The organism is Ligilactobacillus sp. LYQ135 (genome assembly GCF_053711055.1).
On the sequence record NZ_JBSJYT010000002.1, the window covers coordinates 284,331 to 301,401 of the forward strand.

Below are 17,071 nucleotides of genomic sequence, written 5' to 3' on the forward strand. Positions count from 1 at the left end.
TTATTTTAGCTTATCATTTTCATACGTATGCGTTCTATCTAAATTTGGAAATCCTTGTTGTCGTAAAACTTCATAAATAACAATTGCAGCAGTATTTGAAAGATTTAATGCCCGAATATGTTCATCATTTTGCGGAATTCGAATACACTTCTCAGCATTTTGCCGCATAAAATTTTCGGGCAAGCCAGTTGTTTCTTTTCCAAATAAGAAATAGTGATCCTCATTTATATCAGTATAATCTGGATCTGTATAAGTTTGTTCAGCAAATTTAGAGACAATATATAATTTTTTTAAATCTGGAACCGTCTTTAAAAAATCTGGTAAATTTTTATGGTAAGTAATTTTTACTTTATCCCAATAATCCAAACCTGCACGCTTTAAATATTTATCATCCGTTGAAAAACCAAGTGGTTCAATTAAATGTAAATGAGTGTTAGTTCCTGCACATGTTCTTGCAATGTTTCCAGTATTAGCAGGCATTAAAGGTTCAAATAAAGCAATATGATTCGTCATGTAAGTCTTCCTTTCAATTTTTTAAGCCATAAAAAAAGCGTAACCGTTCGGTGTGGGCACGGCGAACAGCTACGTTAATGAAGTACAATTATTTAATAACTAACAACTGGCTAGTTAATTATTAACAACCGTTTTCTTATCAAAGATAATACCACCATCTTTTACATTTGACAAGACTTTTAATAAATTATTTACAATATGCAATTAAGAGTGAAAAGTCAACTGTTACATACTCTAATGGTGTTTTTAAAATTTCCTTTTCATCCATTGAACTTCCCCACTGTAATGGAGTCATTTTCACTAAATCATGTGCTAATTTTGTATTTAGTGGGAACTTATACTTTACATGTTCAATTTCACTATTAGGATACATTTCTTTAAAATGTTTTAACACGGCTTGATTATCATAAGAATAATTCGGATCATCTGGTGTGTATAATCGATGGCGCAATTCAATAAGATAATGTGAGTTAGGAATGACTTTTAGTAATATTCCATTGGGCTTTAACACCCGGTTAAATTCTTGGTATGCAGATGGAGTTAAAATATCAAGCAGCACATCAAAACTATCATTTTGAAATGGCAATGCTGTTATATCTGCAATACAAAAGAAATTGCTCATTTCTTGTTGGGTTGCAAGATTAATCGCTTCTTTTGAAAGATCAAATCCAATATAGTTATCATTAAACTTCTTTCTTGCAAATGATAACTCACTTAAAGCGGTTCCTTCACCACATCCTGCATCTAAAACATTTAAATCATTATCAGGAAAATGCGCTAAAATTAACTCTAAAATTCCATCAAAAAATCCATGTTGAAGTAAATTACGCCGCGCTGTCCACATTTCTTGATTATCATAATCATTTGTAGTTTTGCGTTTTAATAAGTAAAGCGTCCCTTTTTTAGATAAATCAAAGCGGTGATCTTTAATACAAGCAATACTGTATTCATCAATATCTTTAAACGCTGCATCACAGTAAGGACACTTAAACAAATGCAAATTTTGTTTTAAAAATAATATAGCTTGATCGATTTTTTTCAGTTTAACGTTCAACTTTAATATAATTTCCTTTCACAAGATCAACCAAATCTGTTTGCTTTAATCGCACAGAACGTCCCAACTTACCAGCAGAGACTGAGATTTTTTCAAATGGTTTGATCCTTTCATCAAAATATATTGGAAACCCCTTATAAAAACTAATTCCAATTGGTGTATTAGCTCCATGAACGTATCCGGTAATTTTTACAAGTTTTTGGTTATCTGCTAGATGAACCTGCTTTTTACCAAGTTGCTGAGCAACTAATTTCAAATTAATTTCTGTTTGAACTGGTAAACAAATCACTAAATAGTCTTTAGTATCATTATTAGCTTGTAATACAATTGTTTTTAAAATACTATCGGGATCTATTCCTTGATTTTTCGCTTCTTCTAATGCAGCTTGACCTCGTTGTACCCAGTTAAAATTTTTTTCTTCGTAATCAATTTGATGTTCATCTAAAATACGTTCTTCATTTGTCTTTTTTAATTTTTTCTTTTTTGCCACAACAATTGCCTCTTACTTAATTACAATTTGAGAGCCCACTTTAATTTCAGGAAAATCAGTTGGAGTTAAGTAAATTGCATTACTGCGGGGTTCGCTTGAAACGGGAGCAAAGACCAAAACAGTATGGTGAATGTCTTGAAAATTATTTTCAACTAGTTCGCCTACATGTGCGATATTATATGTTTGATCATCAATGGTTAGAGTCATTTGCGTTGTTATTTTAAAAGAATCTGCTTGCTTTATTTTTTGAATTACTGAAACATCTTTTAATCTAGCTGAAACTTCTGGTCCAAATAATATTACTAAATTATCTTTCTTGTTTAACGCTTGTTTTCCAATTGAAAGCACTTCTGTTTTAATCATTTGATTCACCTCTTTTTTATTTTATCATAACTAAATTCTTTTCGCAGAATGAAATTTAAAACGCTTTACTCAACTATTTGGTAATGGTTTAAATGCACTTTTGCATCAGTCTGATCACCTAAAATGATATAATTAATTATAACTTAACCAGGGAAGTGATTAATTTGAAAGAAACAGTTTATTTTGGAACATATACAAAGAAAAAGAGTCAAGGAATTTATCGTGCTACACTTGACACTGAAAAACAAAATATCTCTGCTCCAACTCCAATTATTACACTTGGAAATCCCACATATTTGATTTTAACTAATCAAAATTCACTTTTATCAATTGCAACTGAAGGAGATTTTGGTGGAATTACTCATTATTTTCTTCCGGACGATTCTTTTGACTTAATTTCAGATCCACTCACTAAAGGATCAAGTCCTTGTTATATTAGTTTTGACTCAAAACGTAATTTAGTTTTTGCTGCCTACTATCATCGCGGCACAGTTGAAGTTTATAAATTAAACTCAGATTTAACTTTAACATTAACAGATACAATTAAACATAAGGGTAAAGGACCAAGAAAAGAACAAAAATCTGCTCATATTCACTTTGCAGATTTAACTCCGGACGGTCGTCTTGCTGTAGTTGATCTTGGAAATGATACTTTAACTACATATGATGTTTCAAATGAAGGCAAGCTAACTGAATGTGCACTTTTAGAATTTGAAGGTGGATTTGGCCCTCGACATTTAGTTTTTGCGCCAAACAATGAATATGCATATCTTGCTGCTGAACTTAGTAGTCAAGTAGCCACCTTGAAATATGATAGTAAAACAGGTACATTTAGTATTATTGATGTTTTGAAAACAATTCCCCATGATTGGAATGAACACAATGGTGTTGCAGCTATTTGCATCTCTAGCGATGGCCACTTTATTTACGTTTCAAATCGCGGTCATAATTCAATTGCAATTTTCAAGGTTCAAGCAGATCACACTCTTCAATTAATTGAATTTGAAAGTACTCGTGGAGATTTTCCGCGTGATTTTGCACTTGATAATAGCGAAAAATTTTTGCTAGTTGCTAATCAAAATAGTGATAATGCAACTTTATTTACACGTAATCAACAAACCGGAAAGCTTCAATTTATTCAAGAAATTCCATTGCCTGAAGGGGTTTGTGTTTGTTTTCAAAAATAAAACTGCAGAAAGGATAACCTTATGATTATTAAAGAAAAAGCTGTTGCAACGATCAGCGAATTATCTCAAATTAATAATTTTCAAAAAGTTCAATTAAATAATAATAATACTACCGTTAGCAAAGGTTTTATGGCTGAAGCGATTAAGTATACCCGTGAAAAAAATCTTGCTACAGAGGCACTAATTCGTCCCCATAACGGCAATTACATGTACAATGACTCAGAAGTCAAAATTATGGAAGCTGATATTTTTGAAACACAAGCATTGGGATTAGATAGCATTGCAATTGGTGCGCTTACATCAGATCACCAACTGGATAAAGATGTATTAAAACAGTTAATTGCTGCAGGTGGCGGCATGCAAGTGACTTTGAATCATGTTTTTGACCAATTAGATTCACAAGCCCAATTTAAAGCCATTGATTTTGCAAATGAAAATGAAATTGACTATATTTTAATCCATGCTGATTTTGATTCAGAAGAATTTTTAAGCCATTTAAAAAAATTAGTTAACTATAATCAAGGATCCACTCAATTAGTTGTCACTGCATCAAATGAAGCTAAGTTAACTGCTTTGTGTAATGAACTTGGATTACATCAATTACTTGTTGATTAATCTGAACTAAAAAATAGACTATGATTTTGGTTGTTTCAAAAATCATAGTCTATTTTATTATCCTAATTCTAAATATTTTTGCATATCTTTTGGGAATGATGCTTTAAAATGCATCATTTTCTTTTTAAAAGGATGGTAAAATTCAATTTCGCTGCAATGTAATCCTTGTCTTTGAAGTGGCATAGCAACCTTTCCGCCATATAGCGTATCTCCTACTAAAGGATGACCTAAATAACTACAATGAACCCTAATTTGATGAGTTCTGCCTGTATGCAATTGAATTTTCGCTAATGTGCTATTGGCAAATTCTTGTTTAACCCAGACCTCTGTTTGAGCCTTTTTTCCATCACTTGTTACTTGGCGTTTAATTAAGCTTCCTGGAAATCTTCCAATGGGCTCATTAATCATCAAGTGATCTTCAGCTAAGTGGCCGCTTAAAATCGCTAAGTATGTTTTCTTTATCGAACGAGAAGTTAATTGTTGCGTTAATATCGCAGTAGCATAGCGATGTTTTGCAAACAAAATAATTCCAGAGGTATCTCGATCCAGTCGCGTCACAACGTGAGGAATAATGTCATCATATCCACGTAACTTATAGTATCCATATACTCGATTAACCATTGAATCTTTTTTCTGCGGAATAGAAGGAATTGAATTCACGTGTGCAGGTTTATTAACTATTAAAAAATCGCGGTCTTCATACATAATATCCAAAGGTATAAATGAGGGAATTAGTTCATTTTTTCGATTCTTTTCAGGTGGGAAAACAATTGACACTACTGTATTAGGATTAATTTTGTCAACTTTACGATTTTCACTACCGTTTATCAGTAATTGACCACCATTATTACGTACTTTTGCCATTAAATGCCGTGAAATTCCTTGATTCTTAATAAATGTCTTTAACTTTAAAGGATCATTTCCAGAATATTTAAAATCAATCTTCATAAATATCACCAATAAATGCTTCTTGAACGCGTCTCCAAAATGTCGTGTGTCGGTATTTAGCAAACCGAATTTTCTTCTTTGAAATTTTAAGCTTAACTTCTTCTACGTCTCGACCATATATGTTTTCTTGATCAATTGTCATAAAATAATCACTTGTTTGACTAGGTAAAATTGTAATCCAATCATTCGGTTCAATAATTAGTGGCGAACTAATTGTCCGGTAAACCAAGTTATTTAATGAACCAATTTCAGTTAGTTGAATTGCATCTAAACTTGGATGAATCACTGCACCACCAAGAGATTTATTATATGCTGTAGATCCCGTTGGAGTAGATACACAAAGCCCATCTCCACGAAAATGTTCAAATAATTCGCCACTAATATACACATCTGCAGCCATTGTCATCCCAATTCTTTTTAAAGTGGCTTCATTTAAAGCTAAATGTCTTTCTGGAAGTATTTTGCCACGATATCGTATGGCTACATCTAAAAGAGGGTATGAAATTGATTGTCCATTATCAGATTGTAAACTAATGATTAAATCATCAATTTCATCATCACGCCAATCAGTATAAAAGCCTAAATGTCCAGTATGAACACCAACAAATCGAATTTGTTCAAGCTGCTTTTCATAGTGATGAAATGCTGATAATAATGTACCGTCTCCCCCTACTGTAATTACAATTTCAGGATTCTCATTATCTAAGATAAAATGTCGTTCCAAAAATTTTTGAATCAACTCACTCTTAATTTTTAATGAATGTTTCGTATCATTCGCAAAAATTCCGATTCTCATTTCTTGTCCTCTTTTATGTTTTGATTTACCTGCATTCGTTTAGCAAAAAGCTCCTCTGCTTCTTTTATATCATCATGAATATTTGACATTTCTGTATCTAGTAAAAATGCCGCCTCAGCAGTTTTTCTTAGGCGTTCTTCAATTTCAGGTGGAAAATTTCCTTTATATTTATAATTCAATGAATGCTCAATGGTTGCCCAAAAATTCATTGCAAGCGTTCTAATTTGAATCTCTGCTTTTAAATTCTTTGTCCCATCAACTAATTCAACTGGATAGTTAATAATAACATGATATGAACGATATCCACTTGGCTTTTTATGAGCAATATAATCACGTTCTTCAATTATTTGCATATCATGACGTTTTCTTAATAATCCCACAATTTCATAAATGTCATCTACAAATTCACACATAATTCTAACTGCAGCAATATCTTCCATATCAACACCTAAATTTTCTGGAGCAATATGTCTCCGGTGCATTTTTTCTAAAATACTTTCTTTTGTCTTAACTCTTCCAGTTACAAATTCAATTGGACCATGATTATTTCCATAGCTTAATTGTGATTTTAAAGTATTTAATTTTAACTTTAATTCTGAAACTACTTGTTTATATGGTGCTAAAAATTCTTCCCAATTATCCATTTTGTTTCTCCCTGAATCCTATCTGTAGATATTCTAACACACATTTTAATTTTACTTGCTAACATTAACTGATTTCAATAGAAAACATATTTATTGCAAATTTACAACTTTTTCATTAAAGTAAAGGGTGGATAAATTTGATGCATGGGGGACAATAAATATGTTAGAGGTATATTTATTTATTAATCCAATTAGTGAAACTTGCTATCAAACTGAAAAAAAGATTATTAATTTGTTAAATCAATCGCACCAAAAAATTCGCTTTCGCGTTTTACCATTATTAACCTTGAATACAGTAAAATATGCAATGGATCATGCCGGATTGCCATGCAAGATGCGCAATATGGTTGTAGATACCCTCTATCATGCCTCACTTGATTATGAAGCAGCATTGTTTCAAGGACAAAAACGCGGACGAGAATTCTTATTGAATATTCAAAAATCAACTCTTAACCATAACTTTTCTTATACTGATCAAATGGTTCATGAAGTTGCTCAAAAAAGCAAGTTAGATTGGGAAACATTTGAACTTGATCGTAAATCTGATTTGGCTGTTAAAACATTTCGTAAGGATCAACAAATTGCAGCTGAAATGGAAATTACAACTTATCCGACTGTCATAATTTCAAATACCGAATATCCAAGCTATGCTTTTTCGCTTGATCCTCAAAAATCATTTGATGCATTTGAAAAGCTCATTTTGCATCCAGATGAAACTCTTTTAGGAGTCAGTCAACATCACCATTTGCATTCAACTAAATTAAAAGAATAGTTACTCATAAAAAAGGAAAATAGGCTGTGACCTTCATTAAGTCACAGCCTATTTATTATTTTTTAATTAATAACTTTTCAAGCTGATTTAATCTCTTCTCAAAAACAGCAAAAGCTTTATCTAAATATTCTTTATTAGTCATATCTACGCCTGCTTTTTTCATCACTTCCACTGGATAAGCCGAACTTCCTGCTTTTAAATAATCTAGGTAAGCTTTTGTATGAAGTGGACTATCATCTTCAATTCTTTGAGATAATGTTGTTGCCGCTGCAAATCCAGTTGCATATTGATACACATAAAAATCATAATAGAAATGTGGTATTCGCATCCACTCCATTGAAATTTCAGCATCATTATAAATTGCTGGCCCATAATATTGTTGGTTTAAATCACCATAAAATTTAGAAATTGATTCAGCAGTTAATGCTTTTCCAACTTGATCTTGCTGATGAATCCATTGCTCGAATTCTGCAAACTGAGTTTGTCGAAAAACAGTTCCTTTAAATCCATCTAAATAGTGATTTAAAATATAAGCTTGGACTTGAGGATCTTCTTGTGTCTTCAATAAATAATCCGTTAGTAAGTTTTCATTGGTAGTAGATGCAATTTCAGCAATAAAAATTGGATAATCTCCATATTGATAAGGTTGATTATGTGTGGTGTAATAACTATGAATACTGTGTCCCATTTCATGCACTAATGTATATAGATTTTCAATTCCATCTTGCCAGTTTAATAAAATATATGGATCTGTATCATAAGTTCCAGATGAATATGCTCCAGTTCTCTTCCCTTTGTTCTCTACAACATCAATCCAACGCTCTTTAAAGGCTATTTTAACATGCGTTAAATAATCATCACCTAAAATTTTTAAAGCCTCTAATGCTTTTTTTTGAGCTTCTTCATATGTAAAACTTAAGGGACTTTCACCTGTGATTGGAGTGTATAAATCATACATATGAACTTGCTTTAAATTAAGCAGTTTTTTGCGTAATTCTACATACCGATGTAAAAGTGGTAAGTGCGCATGCACTTCTTCAATTAAAACATCATATACAGTTGTGGGAATATGGTTAGCAGCTAAAGCGGCTTCTTTAGCTGAATGATATTTATGGACTTTTGCTTGATAATTTTGAACTTGAACTTGGGAAGTTAAAGTTGTCGCAAAAGTATTTTTAAAACTACCATAGGTTTTATATAATGCTTGAAATGCATTTTTTCTCACTTCTTGATTGGTTGATTCCAATAATTTACTGTAAGTTCCTTCTGATAATTGAATCTTTTGATGATGATCATCTTCAACTACTGGAAAAGTTAAATCTGCATCACTCAACATTTCAAATGTTTTTTCTGGTGCTTGAAAAATATTGCCTGCAGCTGCTAACAAAGCTTCTTGTTCATCACTCAAAAGATGTTCTTTTTGAGAACGCATTTCATTTAATAAATGAATATATTGTTTTAACGCAGGTTCATTAGCAATAAGTGCTGTAAATTTTTCGTCTGAAATATGAACTAATTCTGGTTGAAACCAAGCCGTTTTTTCACCAATAATAGTACCTAAGTTTTCTGCTTCACTTTTTAATTTTTGATACGTCGAATTTGTAGTATCTTGATCATTTTTCATTGACGCAAACACTGCAGCTTTTTCGTACTTACGATAAATCGCTAAGTATAATTGAAGTGCTTTTAGTAAACCGTTACTAGCTAATTTGCCTTTATATTCTTCAAATTCAGTTAACTTTAATTTAATTTCTTTTTCGTCTTTATACCATTCTTCCAAAGATGAATATACCTTTTCTAAGTCCCATGTCAATTCAACCGGAACTGCTGAACGTTTAGGTAATTGCTTTACTTCTACCATTTTGATCACCTCTTCTTTATTTTATCAAACTAAATTAATTTGCCAACTTTAAAAACTAACAAATGGCATATCCCAAAAATAATCTTGATCTTCTAATTTTAAAAATTCTCCTACTTTTTTATAAAAAGCTCCATGACGATAAATTGGCTCTTCATAAGCCGCACTAAAAAATTTTTGAGTTATCATTTGAAAATCTTTTTTCATCAAATAGCATTGTGTTTTTAAAGTAAACATTGGTCCTTTATTTTTGTAACAATTAGTTTGAAATCTCTTATATTGCTTTCTTCTTAATGTCGAATTTAAAGTATGTGAAAAATTACCACTGTAGTTTTGCATGAATTTACGTAACGTTCTTAAATTATAGAAATATTTAATTTGATAGATTAACGGTAAAAAATCAGCTTTATGAATTTGATAATATAATTCTAGTCGTTGTTTTTCCGCATTTAGATAAATATAGTAAAATCCCAAATTTTTCTTGTAGTGAAAAAATTGTGCAGTTTGCTGCGAAATCATTCTTTTCAAGCAGTATCGTTTACCTACAAACCAATAATAATTGAATCCGGATTTTTGGTAGCCATAACATCTTTGCCAAAGCTTCTGCGGTGTAATCGGTGAACATTGATATTCTAAAATCAAATTTCTTCGATTTCTTGAATGGCATAGTAAATCTGGCCGTTGGTTAATCTGTCCTAAATATGCTTCCACTTGAACGGTATATCCTAGTTCTGTCATCCACTGTGCTAATAATTCTTTTCCTTGTTGATGAATTTGACTTTCACCAATTTTTTTATGTAAAAATTTATTCTTATGAGCAAAGTACTTTGTTTTTTTATTATTTTTAATTATCATTGATTGGCCGCAAACTGGACAGTAATATTGATTATTTTTAATAACTTGAGAAATATGAACTAACTGTTGTTTAGAATTATGTGCATAAAACAAAAAAACCACCCCATTTGTTATATTCGCAAATGAGGCGATTTTTTAGCTAAAATAATATTTTAACCATTCAAAAGCTTTTTCGCTTTTAATTAACTTTCCATGTTCAGCAATTACTGCAGGAGCAACATTGACAATTTGACCAAATTCTGAAAAGCCAGCCATTACATCACTGACAGTTCCTTCAGTAATAAAATTATCAGTAAAAGCTATTGTCATATAAAATTTACCATTTTCCTCAAATAAACTTGAGTTAAATTCAACAGTTAGATTTAAATTAGAAACAGCGCCAATAACATCATCAAAGGTTTTAAATTCAACTACTCGCATGATTCTAACTGGAAAATGTGGATCGATATCTTCATTATTTCCTTGTGAATTGTCTGAGTTATTTTTCAAAATATTATTTGCGTGTTCAGATAATGCACTACTTAATTTTTCCGGGTCATGTAACTTATTTTTTAAAATATTAGCCACATCTTTATCAAGTCCCATTTTATCTAAATCATCATCGGTTACATTAGACAACATTACACTATTATTATCATCAAATTTAGCATCTCCTGGAAGATTATACTTTTCAGCTTCTTCAGGATCAACTTTAGTGATAAACAGTTCAACACCATCACCACTTGGAACAAGTTGAAATGTTACAGCCCCATGATTTCGAAATTCATGCTCTGTATCGACTTCATCTAAAATGCCATAAAAGAATTCTTCAACATCTTTTTGGTTCCCAATTAAATCAATAATTGAAATATCGCGTTCTGCTAAATCTTCTTTAGTCAAAATTACGCGCATTGTATTTTCATTAATTTTTTCTTTTTCCATAAAGAGAACCTCCCTTCAAAAATTCTCTAGGAATTCAGATACTATCATATCACATTATTAAAGAAAAAGGCTACCCATCACGAGTAACCTTTGGTTTTATTCCAAGATTTAATTAAAACCCTGCCAACTTTTGTGCACGTTCTAATTCAAGAACACGTACTTTACGTGGCAAGAAACGTCTAATTTCGTCTTCATTGTATCCGACTTGAAGCCGTTTGTCATCCATAATAATTGGACGGCGTAAAAGTCCAGGATTTGATTGCAATAATTCAAACAACTGTTGTAATGGCAAATCGTCAATATCAACATTCAAATCTTGGTAAGCTTTTGAACGTTTGGAAATGATCTCTTCGGTTCCATTCTCAGTCATTTGTAAAATTTGCTTAATTTCATCTATACTAAGTGGATTGGAAAAAATATTTCTTTCAGTAAAAGGAATATCATGATCTTTTAACCAGGCGCGAGCTTTTCTACAAGAAGTACAACTTGGTGATGTATATAAAGTAACCATATTTATTCGCTCCTCTACTTTAACCCATATCCAAATAACTACCTTACATTTACTATTATACACTTTTTTCAACATAGTAGTAGCCATATCATAAAAAAACATAATTTCTTCAACATATTTTAATTTATATATTTTTTTAATATCACCCTATAGATATTGATATAACAGCATTTGGCTAAAAATATCCACAAATATTAATTGCGCTTTCATTCGTTTTTTTATTATAGTTACTTTAAATTAAAAATTATCAAAACAATGAGAAAAAACTCTTTATAAAGTCACTTTTTCCGCATAAATATCTTAACAAAAACAATCCGCAAAAGTTATATAAATCACTTTTAATTCACTTCGTTTAAAAAAGTTAAAGATTAATTTCTTGTGATGTTTTGTTCTTCAAAAACATTGCAATAACTAAGCATAAAATCATAATAATAACTGTACTTCCATCTACTACATACTCTTTAGGTAAAGCATTTAACTCATTTACATTAACTTGCATATAAACTAGCGTAATTCCACTAACTCTAATCAAGTAAGTTAACATAATTAGATAAATATTAGTTGACGTATTAAACCATAGCATTGGATTTGTAGAAATAACGGCTAACCCATACCCAACATATGCTAACTTTTTACTCCAAACAAATCATATAATCTTCCTGAAATTGGTGATAAAAATGCCATCATTAATGCTCCTGGCAAAAGTAATAGACCCAAAACCATTGCTGATAATCCTCGTACTTCTTGACTATACAGTGGAATAATTAATTCTGGTCCCATCATTGCAATTGCTGAAAGTGCAGCTAAAATGGCCACTTTCTTAAAGGATTTTACTTTAAATACACGTAATTGTAATAGCGGAACTTGAAGTTTAAATTGACGTAAAATGAATACTCCCGTTATTCAAATTCCTACTAAAAATGTCTTAAAACAATTCCTCCGTTTTTACTAGTTTCTTCTAGTGAAGAAAAACTATATAATAATGCTCCTAATCCAATTGAAGAATATATTACTGATAAAATATCAATTGACATTTTCTGTTGTGAGGTTACATTTTTAATTTCAAAAAAACTAAAAATAATCGTTAATCCGATAATTGGAATTAATATTATGAATAACATTCTCTAACTATAATGATCAACAATATATCCTGACAAGTTGACCCTAAAGCTAGTCTTAAACTAACTACTATTCCTGAAATTCCTAATGCTAATCCCCCGCTTTTCAGGCGGGAAAATTAATGCAATCACATTTTGAATTAAAGGCATACTAATTCCCACTGACACTGCCTGAATAATTCTTTCAAGTAATAAAATCAAGAAATTGAGAGCCTGAACAGCAATTAAAGTTCCTATTAAAAAGATTGACATTACACTAATAAATAATAGCTTTAATTTAAATCTATTAGTAATAATATTCAGCAATTGGCATTGTGATACCCGCCGCCAGTAAATAACCTGTACTTAGCCACTATGCTGTCATTTAAGAAATATGTAATTCTTCCATAATAATTGGCAATGCATTATTTAACAATGTCTCTGAAAAAGAAGTAATAAATCCTCCTAAAAGTAATACCATCATCATTTTGATTTTATCTCTCACATCATCAACCTCCATATCTAAAATAAAAAAAGCTGGATAAAATCCCGTCTTTCGACGACATCTTATCCAGCTTATACCAAAGATATAACCTCTCCGATGAACAGTATTCATATTTTACATGCTATATTCTAGCAAATTTTTTACTGATTAATAAATCTAAAAAATTTTATTAAGTGTATAGTTTAGTTAATAGCTTGCATTAATTATTTTTCTTTTTAAAAATAAATACCGGAATAATAGAAATCAAAGCCAGTGGTGCTGTCCACTTATATACATTTAGAAATGCATATTTGATTTCTTTTTTTGCTCTATTATGAACCTTATTTATTATAAAATGAATATTATTATTAATTTTGTCTTCTTTTTTATTAATTTGTTCATTTATTTTTGTAGTGATCGTCGTCTTAATCTTATCAATCAACCTTTTCTTTTGTTCCGGTGAAAAAGTATCAACTGAAACATTTTTTTGCTTACATATTAATAGTAGTTGCTTATTAGCAATTTTATTAATAATAATACTTCGTTGAGCTTTTGAAATTTTAATTGATTTTGCTTTAATATTATTACTAGAAAATGACTTTGCTTTATTCCCACTGTTGTCAAGTTTTGAATGAAGTTTATCCTTAAGTTTATTTTTTACACTTTGCGATAAATCTACTTTGGATACTTCTGAAAGTCCATAATTAAGCAATGTCTTTCTTGCAGTTGTAGCATTAGCAGTTAATATTGACATAAAGATTGCTATAGCTAAAACTAAACCTGTTTGTCTTAAAACATTAGCAACACTTTGAGAAGCAGTTAATAGTTTCCCTTTAAAATCAGCTGCCGCAAATACATTAGCAGGCCCCGCAATTACTCCATATCCAAATCCTAATAAAACACATGCCCAAAATAGTTTCATTTTCCAGCCATCATACATATTTCCAATTAAAACATAACTTGCAAAGATAGAAATAAATCCTATGATAATCATCAATTTTGTATTAACTTTTTTCATAATTAATGATGACAATACAACAAATACAAATACTGCAATTGAATATGGCAAAATCGCAATAGCTGCGTGCAACTCAGACAATCCTTCTGCTTTAACTAAATATGTAGGCATTAAAATTGCAAAACCGCCTAAAAAGAAATTACATAAAATTAAAGTCAGTGATGCTGCATTAAAATTTCTACTATTAAATAATTTCATATCAATCATTGGAACTTTAACCTTTTTTTCTACAATAATGAACAATATTAAAGAAATTATTGAAGTAATAAACAAACTAACGATAGCAAATGAATTCCAGTGCAAATCTTCCCCTTTTATTAAAGCTAAAGTCAAGGTAAACATCATTATCATGCTTAAAATTGCACCTAAAAAATCCAAGTTATCTTTCTTTTTACCATCATTTTTTACTCTCTTTAATGACATTACAAAAGGTAAAATGATGATAGTAATTGTTAAAAATGGAACATTGATGAAAAAGACCCATCGCCAACCATAATATTGCGAAATCCAACCACCTATAGTAGGTCCAATAGCAGCCGCTAATCCTTGTATTCCACCTAAAAGTGCAACAATTTTATTACGTTGTTCTACATCCACTGAAGCTAAACCAATGGTAGTAGCTAATGGCAAAATAATTGCTGCTCCAATACTTTGAACAATTCTACCAAAATATAAAAAAGGTAAATCACGAGAAATGCCACTAAAAATTGAACCTATTGTAAATAAAAGTAATCCATACAACATATAACGATTTTGTCCTTTTAATTCTGCCATTCTTCCTAAAATTAAAGTAAGCGAGGCAAAAACAATTGTATATAAATTTACAGCCCATGATAATTGATCTAAACTTGCATTTAAACCTGATTCTATTTCAGGAAGAACAATCGTCATTATTGTAGTATCTAACATACAAAAAAATGTACCCATGCATAATATCATTAAAATCATATTTTTCTTAGTTTTACTCATCTTTTCTCCTCCTGTTACAAATGTGTCCTTTTGTTACTGTTGTATCATGATTACATTTTTAGTATAGTAAGTACTGTAAATAGAAACAATATTTTCTGATTAATCTTAACAATAAACACAGTTATACTATTTTTGTAACAGAAAGGAAGGAATTTTATGTCTACTAGAATTTCAGAACAGACTAAAGAATGGTTAACAGAAGCATTATTTTCATTAATGCAACATAAAAAGTATACTCAGATATCCGTAACAGAAATATGTAATACTGCACAATTATCTCGAAAAACTTTTTATAGAAAATTTAAATCAAAAGATGCTGTATTAGAAAATTATTTTGATAAGATTATTGCAAAATATATCTTATATGTTAAGCAAGATATTCCAAGCGATTTTAATGACTTTATTAATAAGTTTTTTATATTTTGGGAAAAAGAAGAAAAAAATCTTAAAACTTTACAAGAAAATCACTTATTAATTCTACTGTTACAAAGGTTTAACAAACAAAGTACTGATCTATATAAAACTATTAACATTCCATGGCATTTATCTTCAAATGAAACTGAAAAAATTTCATTCATATTATTATATTCTATTGGAGGTTTTTGGAATATCATATCAAATTGGCTAGAAACACATGATACGCTACCTGCTAAAAAACTTTCTAAACTAGTTAGAGATGCTCTTTCTCAGATGATTGCATACTAAATATAAAAACAAAAAGTCCTAGATTTACATAAATCTAGGACTTTTTTAAACTAAAAATTAACGTAAAAAAACCTAATAAAAAAGGATTATTAACAATTAATAATCCTAAAATATACCGGTGATCGGGGTCGAACCGATACGTCCTAACGGACACTGGATTTTGAGTCCAGCGCGTCTGCCAATTCCGCCACACCGGCATGAATTAAACTTTAACGCCCTTAAGACAATTAATTAAAGGCGGTAACCGGATTTGAACCGGTGATAAAGGTTTTGCAGACCTCTGCCTTACCACTTGGCTATACCGCCATCAAAAAGGATCAAATCCTTAAATTGGGCTAGCTGGATTCGAACCAGCGCATAAAGGAGTCAAAGTCCTTTGCCTTACCACTTGGCCATAGCCCAATAAAAAAGGGCGATAAGTGGGACTCGAACCCACGCGTGCCGGTGCCACAAACCGGTGTGTTAACCAACTTCACCATTATCGCCATAAAATATAAGCAGGGATAGTAGGAATTGAACCCACACTGACGGTTTTGGAGACCGTAGTTCTACCTTTAAACTATATCCCTATAATAAAAATGGAGGGGAGTGGATTCGAACCACCGAACCCGAAGGAGCGGATTTACAGTCCGCCGCGTTTAGCCAGACTTCGCTACCCCTCCGTGGTGGCGCGGGACAGAATCGAACTGCCGACACAAGGAGCTTCAATCCTTTGCTCTACCGACTGAGCTACCGAGCCACAATATATTTGTATGATACCAAATATTTATAAAAAATGCAATCTTAAATTGCAATGGAGGATACAGGGCTCGAACCTGTGACCCCCTGCTTGTAAGGCAGATGCTCTCCCAACTGAGCTAATCCTCCATAAAATGACCCGTACGGGATTTGAACCCATGTTACCGCCGTGAAAGGGCGGTGTCTTAACCACTTGACCAACGGGTCATCTAAACTTATTACTTACGGAGAGTAAGGGATTCGAACCCTTGAAACAGGTCATTACCCGTTTACATGATTTCCAATCATGCTCCTTCGGCCAACTCGGACAACTCTCCATGCAATAATTTAAAACTCCGGCAGGCGGACTCGAACCGTCGACACCCTGATTAACAGTCAGATGCTCTACCAACTGAGCTATGCCGGAATAACAGCACGGCGACTTCCTACCCTTGCAAGAGGCGTTCCTCTAACTACTCTCGGCGTTTTGAAGCTTAACTGCTGTGTTCGGAATGGGAACAGGTGTATCCTTCAAGCCATCATCACCGCACTAT

Annotated in this window: 19 protein-coding genes, 11 tRNA genes and 1 rRNA gene; 4 read left to right on the top strand and 27 right to left on the bottom strand. The window is 31.6% G+C overall.

Translation table 11 applies throughout. The annotated features are described in order from the left end of the window. From ACWCL1_RS03355 to ACWCL1_RS03370, 4 genes are all read right to left on the bottom strand, one after another. Positions 1–513, bottom strand: a complete 513-nt coding sequence (locus ACWCL1_RS03355) for a tRNA (cytidine(34)-2'-O)-methyltransferase (protein ID WP_454545520.1) — start codon at positions 511–513, stop codon at positions 1–3. Between the two features lie 187 nt (positions 514–700). Then, entirely contained in the window at positions 701–1,567 is an 867-nt protein-coding gene (locus ACWCL1_RS03360) for a methyltransferase domain-containing protein (protein ID WP_454545521.1), read from the bottom strand. Next, complete coding sequence (locus tag ACWCL1_RS03365; RefSeq protein ID WP_454545522.1) at positions 1,557–2,057, bottom strand: aminoacyl-tRNA deacylase; 501 nt, start codon at positions 2,055–2,057, stop codon at positions 1,557–1,559. Before ACWCL1_RS03365 ends, ACWCL1_RS03360 begins: the two co-directional genes overlap by 11 nt. A gap of 12 nt (positions 2,058–2,069) precedes the next feature. Continuing rightward, on the bottom strand, positions 2,070–2,420 hold the full coding sequence (locus ACWCL1_RS03370; protein WP_454545523.1) for a PTS glucitol/sorbitol transporter subunit IIA: 351 nt from the start codon (positions 2,418–2,420) through the stop codon (positions 2,070–2,072). A gap of 164 nt (positions 2,421–2,584) precedes the next feature. On the opposite strand from ACWCL1_RS03370, the gene ACWCL1_RS03375 reads away from it, so the two are divergent. Both ACWCL1_RS03375 and ACWCL1_RS03380 read left to right on the top strand, forming a co-directional pair. Continuing rightward, positions 2,585–3,607, top strand: a complete 1,023-nt coding sequence (locus tag ACWCL1_RS03375; RefSeq protein WP_454545524.1) for a lactonase family protein — start codon at positions 2,585–2,587, stop codon at positions 3,605–3,607. Positions 3,608–3,628: 21 nt separating this feature from the next. Continuing rightward, positions 3,629–4,222, top strand: a complete 594-nt coding sequence (locus tag ACWCL1_RS03380; protein WP_454545525.1) for a copper homeostasis protein CutC — start codon at positions 3,629–3,631, stop codon at positions 4,220–4,222. Between the two features lie 57 nt (positions 4,223–4,279). On the opposite strand, the gene ACWCL1_RS03385 is transcribed toward ACWCL1_RS03380, so the two are convergent. Genes ACWCL1_RS03385 through ACWCL1_RS03395 form a run of 3 tightly spaced genes read right to left on the bottom strand, consistent with a single transcriptional unit; the run spans position 4,280 to position 6,610 of the window. After that, positions 4,280–5,170 (bottom strand): RluA family pseudouridine synthase, encoded by an 891-nt coding sequence (locus ACWCL1_RS03385; protein WP_454545547.1) that lies wholly within the window; start codon positions 5,168–5,170, stop codon positions 4,280–4,282. After that, the gene (locus ACWCL1_RS03390; RefSeq protein ID WP_454545526.1) at positions 5,160–5,966 is read right to left on the bottom strand and encodes an NAD kinase; all 807 of its coding nucleotides are present in this window, start codon (positions 5,964–5,966) and stop codon (positions 5,160–5,162) included. The genes ACWCL1_RS03385 and ACWCL1_RS03390 overlap by 11 nt, the downstream gene beginning before the upstream one ends. Then, the gene (locus tag ACWCL1_RS03395) at positions 5,963–6,610 is read right to left on the bottom strand and encodes a GTP pyrophosphokinase (RefSeq protein ID WP_454545527.1); all 648 of its coding nucleotides are present in this window, start codon (positions 6,608–6,610) and stop codon (positions 5,963–5,965) included. The genes ACWCL1_RS03390 and ACWCL1_RS03395 overlap by 4 nt, the downstream gene beginning before the upstream one ends. Before the next feature lie 160 nt (positions 6,611–6,770). Between ACWCL1_RS03395 and ACWCL1_RS03400 the strand changes: the two genes are divergently transcribed. After that, the gene (locus ACWCL1_RS03400) at positions 6,771–7,382 is read left to right on the top strand and encodes a DsbA family protein (protein WP_454545528.1); all 612 of its coding nucleotides are present in this window, start codon (positions 6,771–6,773) and stop codon (positions 7,380–7,382) included. 55 nt (positions 7,383–7,437) lie between these two features. On the opposite strand, the gene pepF is transcribed toward ACWCL1_RS03400, so the two are convergent. The 8 genes from pepF to ACWCL1_RS03440 form a co-directional block, all read right to left on the bottom strand. Next, on the bottom strand, positions 7,438–9,243 hold the full coding sequence (gene pepF / locus ACWCL1_RS03405) for an oligoendopeptidase F (RefSeq protein WP_454545529.1): 1,806 nt from the start codon (positions 9,241–9,243) through the stop codon (positions 7,438–7,440). A gap of 48 nt (positions 9,244–9,291) precedes the next feature. Beyond that, positions 9,292–10,188 carry a competence protein CoiA gene (locus ACWCL1_RS03410; protein ID WP_454545530.1) on the bottom strand — a complete coding sequence of 299 codons (897 nt, stop codon included), beginning with the start codon at positions 10,186–10,188 and terminating at the stop codon, positions 9,292–9,294. A gap of 42 nt (positions 10,189–10,230) precedes the next feature. Then, entirely contained in the window at positions 10,231–11,016 is a 786-nt protein-coding gene (locus tag ACWCL1_RS03415; protein ID WP_454545531.1) for an adaptor protein MecA, read from the bottom strand. A 112-nt stretch (positions 11,017–11,128) separates the two neighbouring features. Then, a complete protein-coding gene (spxA, locus tag ACWCL1_RS03420) occupies positions 11,129–11,527 on the bottom strand; it encodes a transcriptional regulator SpxA (RefSeq protein ID WP_454545532.1) in 399 nt (132 codons plus the stop codon). Between the two features lie 361 nt (positions 11,528–11,888). Further along, positions 11,889–12,059, bottom strand: coding sequence for a hypothetical protein (locus tag ACWCL1_RS03425; RefSeq protein WP_454545533.1), 171 nt, complete (start codon positions 12,057–12,059; stop codon positions 11,889–11,891). 92 nt (positions 12,060–12,151) lie between these two features. Beyond that, entirely contained in the window at positions 12,152–12,430 is a 279-nt protein-coding gene (locus ACWCL1_RS03430; protein ID WP_454545548.1) for an MFS transporter, read from the bottom strand. Positions 12,431–12,441: 11 nt separating this feature from the next. Beyond that, on the bottom strand, positions 12,442–12,648 hold the full coding sequence (locus ACWCL1_RS03435; protein ID WP_454545534.1) for a hypothetical protein: 207 nt from the start codon (positions 12,646–12,648) through the stop codon (positions 12,442–12,444). A 680-nt stretch (positions 12,649–13,328) separates the two neighbouring features. Continuing rightward, on the bottom strand, positions 13,329–15,095 hold the full coding sequence (locus ACWCL1_RS03440; protein WP_454545535.1) for an MFS transporter: 1,767 nt from the start codon (positions 15,093–15,095) through the stop codon (positions 13,329–13,331). A gap of 156 nt (positions 15,096–15,251) precedes the next feature. Here ACWCL1_RS03440 and ACWCL1_RS03445 point away from each other — a divergent pair, with 156 nt between their 5' ends. After that, positions 15,252–15,800: a TetR/AcrR family transcriptional regulator gene (locus ACWCL1_RS03445; RefSeq protein WP_454545536.1), complete on the top strand. Its 549-nt coding sequence runs from the start codon at positions 15,252–15,254 to the stop codon at positions 15,798–15,800. Positions 15,801–15,913: 113 nt separating this feature from the next. Here ACWCL1_RS03445 and ACWCL1_RS03450 read toward each other — a convergent pair. The 12 genes from ACWCL1_RS03450 to rrf form a co-directional block, all read right to left on the bottom strand. Beyond that, positions 15,914–15,997: transfer RNA gene (locus ACWCL1_RS03450), tRNA-Leu, on the bottom strand. A gap of 38 nt (positions 15,998–16,035) precedes the next feature. Beyond that, positions 16,036–16,106 (bottom strand) — tRNA-Cys (locus tag ACWCL1_RS03455). Between the two features lie 24 nt (positions 16,107–16,130). Next, a tRNA-Gln gene (locus ACWCL1_RS03460) sits at positions 16,131–16,202 on the bottom strand. Between the two features lie 9 nt (positions 16,203–16,211). Continuing rightward, positions 16,212–16,285 (bottom strand) — tRNA-His (locus ACWCL1_RS03465). A 13-nt stretch (positions 16,286–16,298) separates the two neighbouring features. After that, positions 16,299–16,369, bottom strand: a tRNA-Trp gene (locus tag ACWCL1_RS03470). A 10-nt stretch (positions 16,370–16,379) separates the two neighbouring features. Continuing rightward, a tRNA-Tyr gene (locus ACWCL1_RS03475) sits at positions 16,380–16,462 on the bottom strand. Position 16,463: 1 nt separating this feature from the next. Beyond that, a tRNA-Phe gene (locus ACWCL1_RS03480) sits at positions 16,464–16,539 on the bottom strand. A gap of 55 nt (positions 16,540–16,594) precedes the next feature. Next, a tRNA-Val gene (locus tag ACWCL1_RS03485) sits at positions 16,595–16,667 on the bottom strand. 6 nt (positions 16,668–16,673) lie between these two features. Further along, positions 16,674–16,745 (bottom strand) — tRNA-Glu (locus ACWCL1_RS03490). Positions 16,746–16,763: 18 nt separating this feature from the next. Beyond that, positions 16,764–16,855, bottom strand: a tRNA-Ser gene (locus ACWCL1_RS03495). 16 nt (positions 16,856–16,871) lie between these two features. Further along, a tRNA-Asn gene (locus ACWCL1_RS03500) sits at positions 16,872–16,944 on the bottom strand. A gap of 6 nt (positions 16,945–16,950) precedes the next feature. Continuing rightward, positions 16,951–17,067, bottom strand: a 5S ribosomal RNA gene (gene rrf / locus ACWCL1_RS03505). Between the last annotated feature and the right edge of the window lie 4 nt (positions 17,068–17,071).